Annotated in this window: 10 protein-coding genes; 4 read left to right on the top strand and 6 right to left on the bottom strand. The window is 73.5% G+C overall.

Going from position 1 to position 8,729, the window contains the following annotated elements:
• The 5 genes from H0487_RS20305 to H0487_RS20285 form a co-directional block, all read right to left on the bottom strand.
• Nucleotides 1–710 (bottom strand): sodium:solute symporter family transporter (locus H0487_RS20305; protein WP_446685585.1); only part of this gene is annotated, 710 nt, incomplete at its 3' end.
• Entirely contained in the window at nucleotides 707–1,090 is a 384-nt protein-coding gene (locus H0487_RS20300; RefSeq protein ID WP_183096043.1) for a hypothetical protein, read from the bottom strand. The genes H0487_RS20305 and H0487_RS20300, both read right to left, overlap by 4 nt.
• 7 nt (nucleotides 1,091–1,097) lie before the next feature.
• Entirely contained in the window at nucleotides 1,098–1,823 is a 726-nt protein-coding gene (locus H0487_RS20295) for a LytR/AlgR family response regulator transcription factor (protein ID WP_183096042.1), read from the bottom strand.
• Nucleotides 1,820–2,950 carry a sensor histidine kinase gene (locus H0487_RS20290; protein WP_183096041.1) on the bottom strand — a complete coding sequence of 377 codons (1,131 nt, stop codon included), beginning with the start codon at nucleotides 2,948–2,950 and terminating at the stop codon, nucleotides 1,820–1,822. The genes H0487_RS20295 and H0487_RS20290 overlap by 4 nt, the downstream gene beginning before the upstream one ends.
• A 192-nt stretch (nucleotides 2,951–3,142) precedes the next feature.
• Complete coding sequence (locus tag H0487_RS20285; RefSeq protein WP_183096040.1) at nucleotides 3,143–4,081, bottom strand: class I SAM-dependent methyltransferase; 939 nt, start codon at nucleotides 4,079–4,081, stop codon at nucleotides 3,143–3,145.
• A 35-nt stretch (nucleotides 4,082–4,116) separates the two neighbouring features.
• On the opposite strand from H0487_RS20285, the gene H0487_RS20280 reads away from it, so the two are divergent.
• Entirely contained in the window at nucleotides 4,117–4,845 is a 729-nt protein-coding gene (locus tag H0487_RS20280) for an oxidoreductase (RefSeq protein ID WP_183096039.1), read from the top strand.
• A gap of 351 nt (nucleotides 4,846–5,196) precedes the next feature.
• On the opposite strand, the gene H0487_RS20275 is transcribed toward H0487_RS20280, so the two are convergent.
• A complete protein-coding gene (locus H0487_RS20275) occupies nucleotides 5,197–5,982 on the bottom strand; it encodes an HAD family hydrolase (RefSeq protein WP_183096038.1) in 786 nt (261 codons plus the stop codon).
• 163 nt (nucleotides 5,983–6,145) lie between these two features.
• Between H0487_RS20275 and ssd the strand changes: the two genes are divergently transcribed.
• The 3 genes from ssd to H0487_RS20260 form a co-directional block, all read left to right on the top strand.
• A complete protein-coding gene (gene ssd / locus H0487_RS20270) occupies nucleotides 6,146–7,213 on the top strand; it encodes a septum site-determining protein Ssd (RefSeq protein WP_183096037.1) in 1,068 nt (355 codons plus the stop codon).
• The gene (locus H0487_RS20265) at nucleotides 7,210–8,382 is read left to right on the top strand and encodes a TadA family conjugal transfer-associated ATPase (RefSeq protein WP_312856035.1); all 1,173 of its coding nucleotides are present in this window, start codon (nucleotides 7,210–7,212) and stop codon (nucleotides 8,380–8,382) included. The genes ssd and H0487_RS20265 overlap by 4 nt, the downstream gene beginning before the upstream one ends.
• 29 nt (nucleotides 8,383–8,411) lie before the next feature.
• The coding region (locus H0487_RS20260; RefSeq protein ID WP_376766694.1) for a hypothetical protein at nucleotides 8,412–8,729 on the top strand (318 nt) is incomplete at its 3' end.

The following is an 8,729-nucleotide window of genomic DNA, read 5'->3' as shown; positions in this document are numbered from 1 at the left end:
ATCAGCGAGTACGTCGTGTAGAGGCCGATCGCGCCGTCGCCGGCGACGGGCACCGACCAGCCGGCGCCGCCGCCGGACCCCGCAGGCCGACCGTCGCCGAACCAGACGACGAGCAGGACCATCGCCGGGACCAGCAGCGCCGTGAGCTTGAGCCAGTACTGAAAGGCCTGGACGAAGGTGATCGACCGCATCCCACCCGACATCACGTTGACGAGGACCACCGAGCCGACGATCAGCGGGCCGACCCACCGGGGTGCGCCGATCGCCGACTCCAGCGTCAGCCCGGCGCCCTGGAACTGCGGCAGCAGGTAGAGCCAGCCCACCCCCACGACGAGCAGGGAGCAGGCCGCGCGGACGACCCGCGACCCGAGCCGGGCCTCGGCGAAGTCGGGCAGCGTGTAGGCCCCCGATCGGCGCAAGGGCGCCGCGACGAGGACGAGCAGGACGAGGTAGCCGGCCGTCCAGCCGACCGGGTACCAGAGCATCTGCGCGCCGCCGACGAGCAGCAGGCCGGCGACGCCGAGGAACGACGCAGCCGAGAGGTACTCGCCGCCGATCGCCGAGGCGTTGAGCCGCGGGTTGACCGACCGCGAGGCGACGAAGAAGTCGCTCGTCGTCCGGGAGAACCGCAGGCCCCAGGTGCCGATCGCGAGGGTCGCGACGGTGACGGCCAGGACGGCCACCAGTCCCGGTACGGCGTCGCCGGTCACGGGGGGCTCCCGTCGGGACCCTCGACCAGGTCGGCGAAGTCGCGCTCGTTGCGCTCGACGCTGCGGACGTAGCGCCATCCCACCAGCAGCAGGAACGGATAGACCAGCACGCCCAGGAGGAGCCAGGCGACGGGCAGCCCGGCGACGTCCACGTCGGCGAGGGCGGGCCAGAGGTGGAAGACCAGGGGGAGGAGCCCGAGGGTGAGAGCGATGAGCAGCAGCACCCGGATCGCGAGGGCGAGCTGCTCGCGCAGCAAGGAGCGGAGGAACACGTCACCGAGCGGCGTCTGCTCGTGGACGTCGCCCATCCGGTTGCGCGGGCCGCGGGCGTAGCGCGGCGGTCCGGTCACCCGGACCCGCGCCGGTCGCTGCTCGCTCACCGCTGCGTCACTCCGGCGTGCGGGCCCGGCGGACCAGGACGTCGCGCAGCTCGCGGGTGTGACGCCGGGCCACCGGCAGCTCGGTGCCGGCGACGAGCACGGTGCAGCGGCCGGACTCGGTGCGCAGCTCGTCGATGTGGGCCAGCGCGACGAGCAGCGACCGGTGGATCCGGTGGAAGCCGGCCGACCGCCAGTCGTCCTCGAGCGTCGAGAGCGGGATCCGCACCAGGAACGCGTCGCCGGTCCGGGTGTGCAGCCGCGCGTAGTCGCCGTGGGCCTCGACGTAGGCGATCTGGGCGCGGTCGATGAACCGGGTCACGCCCCCGCGCTCGACCGCGATCTGGGTGTCCTCCGGCGCCGGGGCGCGCGTCGTGCCGGACACGACCCGGCGGACCGCCTCGGCCAGCCGGTCGGCGCGGACGGGTTTGAGGACGTAGTCCACGGCGTGGAGCTCGAACGCGTCGACCGCGTGCTGCTCGTGAGCCGTCACGAACACCACGGGCGGCGGCTCCTTGAAGCGGCTCAGCACCTCGGCCAGCTCGAGGCCGGTGAGACCTGGCATCTGGATGTCGAGGAACACGGCGTCGACGTCGGTCTCGCGCAGGATCCGCAGGCCCTCGGTCGCCGTCGACGCGGCGACCACCTCGCCGACCCGCTCGTCCGCGCCGAGCAGGTAGGTCAGCTCGTCGAGGGCCGGCTTCTCGTCGTCGACGACCAGGACGCGCAGGCTCACTGGACACTCACCCCTGGGGCGAACTTGGGGACGCGCACGATCACCTTGGTGCCGGCGCCCGGAGCGGTCTCCACGACCAGACCGTAGTCGTCCCCGAAGGTCGCGCGCAGCCGAGCGTCGACGTTGCCGAGCCCGGTCGAGTCGAGCGAGGTGTCTCCCGCGAGCGCGCGTCGTACCTTGTCGGGGTCCTCACCGACGCCGTCGTCCTCGACCTCCACGACGCACTCGTGACCACGGTCGTGGGCGACGATCCGCAGGTGCCCGGTGTGGTCGACGCTCTCGAGCCCGTGGCGGACGGCGTTCTCGACGAGCGGCTGGATGCAGAGGAACGGCACGACGACCGGCAGCACCTCCGGCGCGATGTTGAGGGTCACCTGGAGCCGGTCACCGAAGCGAGCCTGCTCGAGCAGCAGGTAGCGCTCGATCGAGCGCAGCTCCTCGGCGAGCGTCGTGAACTCACCGTGCCGACGGAAGGAGTAGCGGGTGAAGTCGGCGAACTCCAGCAGCAGCTCGCGGGCCCGGTCGGGGTCGGTGCGGACGAAGCTGGCGATCGCGCCCAGGGAGTTGTAGATGAAGTGCGGGCTGATCTGCGCCCGCAGCGCCTGCACCTCGGCCTCCATCGCCCGGTTGCGGCTCGCGTCGAGCTCGGCGAGCTCGAGCTGACCGGACACCCACTGGGCCACCTCCTCGGTGGCGCGGATGAGGCTGGCGGTCGTCGTCGGTGCATAGGCCTGGACCGTCCCGACGACCCGTCCGTCCACGACCAGCGGGCTGATGACCCCCGTCCTCACCGCGCAGCCGGACGTCGTGCAGGGCAGCTGGTGCTGCTCGACCGTCCGCGTCCACCCGCCGGCCGCGTCGCCGCCGCCCGGCGCGACGAGCATCGCGGCGAGGGCACCGGCCTGGGCCTGGTGGTGCGCGCCGCTCCCGTCCCACGCCAGCGTCGACGCGGTGTCGGTGAGCGCGAGCGCCGGTGTGCCGAGGAGGGTCCGGAGGTGCTTGATCGCGCGCTCGGAGCTGTCGGCCGTCAGGCCCTCGCGCAGCGCGGGCGACGCCAGCGAGGCCTGGTGCAACGCCCGGAACGTGGCCCGGTCGGCCTCACTGCCGAGGTGCCCTCGTCGCCGCATGTCCCTCATCCTGCCGAACCGCCGGGGTTGCGGGGCCGAGTTGCCGGGGTTGCGGGGCCGAGCTGCCGGGGTTGCGGGGCCGACCTGCCCGGGTTGCGGGCACCACCAACCGAGGCGTCTCGGGCCCGCAGGAGGGGCGACTCGGGCCCGCAGGAGGGGCGACTCGGGCCCGCAGGAGGGGCGACTCGGCGGTCAGCGGAAGTCGATGAGGAGCATCCCGGAGTCGTCGTCGGTGGGCGGGTCGACGACCTCGGGAGGTACGACGCCGAGGACGGCGGAGTCGACGTCGGACAGGGCGACGGGCACGGTGTCCTCGCCGACGTAGGGCTCGCCCTCGGCAGGGACGATCTGCTTCGGCTGGGGCTTGATGCCGACGACGGCGCGGTAGCACTCGGTGACGTAGGGGAGCTGCATGCCGTCCATGCCGCGGCCGAAGTCGTCGTAGAAGGCGAGCACCTCCCGGAGCTTGGCCTCCCGCGCCTCGGCGGGGAGGGTCGCGATGTTGGAGCGCGACAGCACCAGGTCCTGGATCGACGCCCGGTCGATGACCTGCCAGTGCTTGAAGGACTCGCGCTCGACCGGTCCGAAGTACGGCGAGGACTCCAGCTCGTCACCGGGGCCGGCGTTCTGCTCCTGGTTGCCGATGACCCGACCGAGCCGCTTCACCCACGGTATCCGCTCGTCGCGGGTGTTCCACACCAGGCTCAGCGATCCGCCGCGCTTGAGCACCCGCGCGATCTCGGGGAGCGCCACCTCGTGGTCGAACCAGTGATAGCTCTGGGCGGCGATCACGATGTCGAACGTGCTGTCGGGGACGGGGATGTCCTCCGCCGTCGTCTGCGAGATCCGGGTGACGACGTAGTTGCGCGCCAGGACGTCGAGCATCGCCGGGTCGGGGTCGGTCGCGTGGACGTCGTGGCCCAGGGCGACGAGCTCACGGGTGAGCTTGCCGGTGCCGGACCCGAGCTCGAGGATCGAGAGCGGCTCGTCGCCGCTCAGCCACCGCACCGCGTCGATCGGGTAGCCCGGGCGACCGCGTTCGTAGGAGTCGACGACGCTGCCGAAGCAGCGCGCGGGGTCGGGGCCAGCGCCGGGGTCTGCGTCGGGGGAGGAGTGGTCGTCGGGTGCCATCGGGGCAACGTTAACCGTTCGGTAGCGTTCTTCCGGTGAGCGCGGACCCGTTGGCATGGTTGGTGTCGCTCGAGGGCGTCCCCTCGGCCTACGCCGGGGCCCGTGACGGCATCGACGTGGTGCTGCGCGACCGGGGTCTGCGTCGTACCTCTCCGGAGCTGACGGCCGAGTCGCTGTTGCGCGGCGCCCACGCCAGCGCGGTCCTGGAGGGGTCGGCCTCCTCGCTCGCCGAGGTCCGGGCGGGGGGCGGCGACGAGATCGCCGCCGACGCGGTGCGGGTCTCGACCGAGCTGCTGGCGCTGGTCCCCGTCGTACGGCGGTCGCCCCTCCAGGCGTTCGCCCGGCTGCACGCGCTGGCCGGTCACGGCTCGCTGCCCGTCGACCGGCTGGGCCGTCCGCGCGACGGCGAGTCTGCGGGGCTGCTGCGCACGGTCGCCGACCTGGTCACCGCGACCACCGAGGCCCCGGCGTTGGCCGTGGCGGCGGTGGTCCACGCCGAGCTCGTCGTCAACGCACCCTTCCCGTCGCACAACGGGATCGTCGCCCGCGCGGCCGAGCGACTGCTGCTCGCGGCGAAGGGCGTGGACGAGAAGTCGCTCGTCGTACCCGAGGCCGCGCACCTGGCCCTCCGCGCCGAGTACGAGTCCAACCTGCGCGGCTACTCCAGCGGCAAGGCCGGCGGGATCCACTCGTGGCTGCTCTACACCGCCGAGGCCTACGCCGCGGCCGCCGAGGCCAGCCCGCTGGTCCGCGACGCCGACTGACCGGCGCGACGGCGGGCCTCAGCGGTCCGGCCGCAGGCCGCAGAGCAGCCGAGACTCAAGCCGATGGGGTGAGACGCCAAGCAGCCGCAACCCAGGGTGACGCGGACCATCACAACGTGCAGGTGGCACCCGAGTCTCGAAAGGTCTCTCGGGTGCCACCGCTGACACATGGTCCCGTGGCTACCAGGCGTGCATCTGTTTATGCCGCCCCGGGCATTTCCCGGGTGACGTGCGCCCTGTTGGGAAGGGTCGATCGCCGCGTGGGTACCTGGGCCATGTGTTGATCTTGTGAAGTTCTTGAAGCCCTTTGTACGCCGCTTGCGGGCCACGTACAAGGGTTGACTTTTGAGGTCAGGCGGAGGCGTTGCGGCGCCGGGAGCCCACCCACACGGCGGCCCCGACCGCGACCACGCCGCCGACCGCGAGGGCGGCGAGCGTCGGCTTCGGCGGCACGGTGCTGCGCAGCGCGACCGGCTTGCTGAAGATGAGGATCGGCCAGCCGTTGACGGCTGCTGCCCTGCGCAGCTCCTTGTCGGGGTTGACCGCGAAGGGGTGGCCGACGGCCTCGAGCATCGGGATGTCGGTGGAGGAGTCGCTGTAGGCGTAGCAGGCGTCGAGCCGGTAGCCGCGTTCCTCGGCCAGCGCCCGGATCGCGTGGGCCTTCTCCTCGGCGTAGGCGTAGTAGTCGATCTCGCCCGTGTACTTGCCGTCGACGATCTCGAGCTTGGTGCCGACCACCCGGTCCGCGCCGAGCATCGCGCCGATGGGCTCGACGACGTCGGTGCCTGAGGACGACACGATGACGACGTCGCGACCGGCGGCGTGGTGCTCCTCGATGAGCTGGACGGCCTCGTCGTAGACGATCGGGTCGACGATGTTGTGGAGCGTCTCGGCGACGATCTCCTTGACGGTGGCGACGTCCCAGCCGGCGACGAGCTGCGACATGAAGAGCCGCATCTTCTCCATCTGGTCGTGGTCGGCGCCGCCGACGAGGAACACGAACTGGGCGTACGCCGACCGCAGCACGGCCCGTCGTGAGATCAGGCCGCCCGCTTGGAACGGCTTGCTGAACGCCAACGCACTCGACTTGGCGATGATCGTCTTGTCGAGGTCGAAGAACGCCGCCTCGGGCCTCATGGGTCAATCGTAGGGGCGACCTGTTCGCTGTCGTTGCCACATCGGGCGCGTCCGACGGGGTTTCGCGGCCCGGCGTCCGTCCCCAGCCGCGTCGTCCACGGACCTGTCCCCAGGCCGCGGCCAGCGCCCCGCGTCGTACGGCGAACGGCACCGACCCTCAGGCATGACCACTCTCGCCGAAGCGGCTGATCCCGCGCCGCTCATCCTCACCGCCGACCAGGCGCTGCTCGCCGAGCTGCTCCCGCTGGCCGCAGCGGCCGACGTCATCCCGACGACCGAGGACGACCCGGTCGCCGCCCTCGGGGCGTGGCGGCGGGCCTCGCTCGTGCTGGTGGGCGCCGACCTCGCCGACGTCGTCGTCGCGCTGGCGCCGGAGCGCCGGCCCCACGTCTATGTCGTGACCATCGTCCGTGCACCCGACGAGCTGTTCCGCACCGCGCTCGTGCTGGGTGCCGAACAGGTCGTCGAGGTGGCCGACTCGGCGGGTTGGCTGGTCGAGCTGATGGCCGACGTCGCCGAACGCCGGACGGGCCACGGTCGTGTGGTCGGGGTGGTCGGCGGCTCCGGTGGTGCGGGGGCGACGATCTTCGCGTGCGCGCTCGGCCAGGGTGCCGCCGCGACCGGTGACGCCGTCGTCATCGACTGCGACCCGCAAGGTCCGGGGCTCGACCGGATGCTGGGGCTCGAGCGCACCGACGGCTTCCGCTGGGACGCGCTGTGCCAGACGACCGGCCGGCTCAGCGCGCGTGCCCTGCGCGACGCGCTGCCACGGCGGGGACGGCTCGGCGTGCTGTCGTGGTACTCCGGTGCCGGCTCCCGGAGCCTCCAGGCGTTCGCCCTCCGCGAGGCGGTCTCGGCCGCGCGGCGCGGTCACGACACCGTGGTCCTCGACCTGCCGCGGACCCCGGACCGGCTGGTCGACGAGATCGCGGCGCGCTGCGACCGGCTGCTGCTGGTCGCGGTGGCGAGCGTCCCGGGGGTGAGCGCGGCGGCCCGGGTGCGCGAACGGTTCGGCCGACACCCTGACCTCCGGGTGGTGGTGCGGGGCGAGGCGCTGTCGGTCGGCGACGTCGAGGCGGTCGTCCAGGCGCCCGTGGTCGTGCAGATGAGGGACCAGCCGCGGCTGATCGAGGCGGTGGACCTGGGTCTCGGTCCGCTCCGTCACCGCCGGGGCCCGCTCGCCACGGCGGTCGCCGAGGTGCTGCGCAGCGGCGGCGAGGGGCTGTGGTGAGCCCGGGCGAGGACATCGACACGCTGCTGGAGGAGGTCCGCGGCAGACTTGCTCGCGCAGCGGGCGAACTCACCCCGCACCGGGTCGCCGAGGCGCTCCGTGCAGCAGGCCGGCCGGTGGGCGACGCCACGGTCCTGGCCGTCTACGAGGCGCTGCGGCGCGACGTCGTCGGCGCCGGTCCGTTGGAGCCGCTGCTGCGCGAGCCCGGCGTCACCGACGTCCTCGTCAACGGCGCGGGACCGGTCCACGTCGACCGCGGCGCCGGGCTCGAGGCGACCGAGGTCCGGCTCGGTCCCGAGGCCGCCGTACGACGACTCGCGCAGCGGCTGGTCGCCACCGGCGGGCGCCGCCTCGACGACGCGGCGCCCTTCGCCGACGTCCGACTGGCGGACGGGACGCGTTGCCACGCGGTGCTGGCCCCGATCGCCCGGCCCGGCACGGCGATCTCGCTGCGGGTCCCGCGCCGCGACGGTTTCACCCTCGACCAGCTCCGGGAGGCCGGGACGCTGACGGGCGAGACCCACGAGCTGCTCCAGCTGGTCGTCGGGGCCCGGTTGGCGTTCCTCGTGACCGGCGGGACCGGCAGCGGCAAGACGACGCTGCTCGCGGCGCTCCTCGGCGAGGTCGACCCGGGTGAGCGGATCGTGGTGGTCGAGGACGCGACCGAGCTCCGGCCGGCCCACCCCCACGTCGTCGGGCTCGAGGCGCGGCCGGCCAACCTCGAGGGCGCCGGGCTGGTCACCCTCCGCGACCTGGTGCGCCAGGCGCTGCGGATGCGCCCGGATCGGCTGGTGGTGGGGGAGGTCCGCGACGCGGCGGTCGTCGACCTGCTCGCGGCGATGAACACCGGTCACGAGGGCGGGTGCGGCACCCTCCACGCCAACTCCGCTGCCGATGTGCCGGCGCGGATCGAGGCGCTCGCGCTCGGCGCCGGCCTGGGCCGGGCCGCCGCGCACAGCCAGCTCGCGTCGGCGCTCGACGTGGTGCTCCACCTCGAGCACGATCGCGACGGGCGGCGTCGGCTGAGCGAGGTGGCGGTGCTGCGCCGGGACGAGGCCGGCTGGGTGCGGACGCTGACCGCGACCACGGTCGACTGCGCCGGCGTGCTGGCGGCCGGTCCGGGGGCCCGACGCCTGCTCGACCTCATCGAGTCTCGGCGCCCGCGGTGAGCCCCCGGTGAGCTTCAGGTGAGCCCAGCATGAGCGGCGTCGTCGCCGGCGCACTCGCCGGGTGTGTGGCAGCGCTCCTGGTGCCCGGCGGACCGGCGGGCCGGCGACCCGGGCACCGCCCGTCGGTCGCCCTGGTCGCCATCATGGCCTCGGCCCTGGTCGCGCTCGGCGGGTGGTGGGTGGCGACCGAACCGCAGACGGCGGCCCTGGGCGGGATCGTCGGCGGCGTCGCGGTGGCGGTGGCGCGGATGGTCGCGCGGCACCGGTCCGACCGCGACGCCGCGCGGGCGCGTCGGCGGGTGCTCGAGGTGTGCGACGGGCTGCACGCCGAGCTGACCGCGGGGCAG

The organism is Nocardioides stalactiti, from assembly GCF_014180715.1.
GTDB lineage: Bacteria > Actinomycetota > Actinomycetes > Propionibacteriales > Nocardioidaceae > Nocardioides > Nocardioides stalactiti.
The sequence above is the reverse complement of the archived record's forward strand: the minus strand, read 5'-3'. Positions and strand labels throughout refer to the sequence as shown.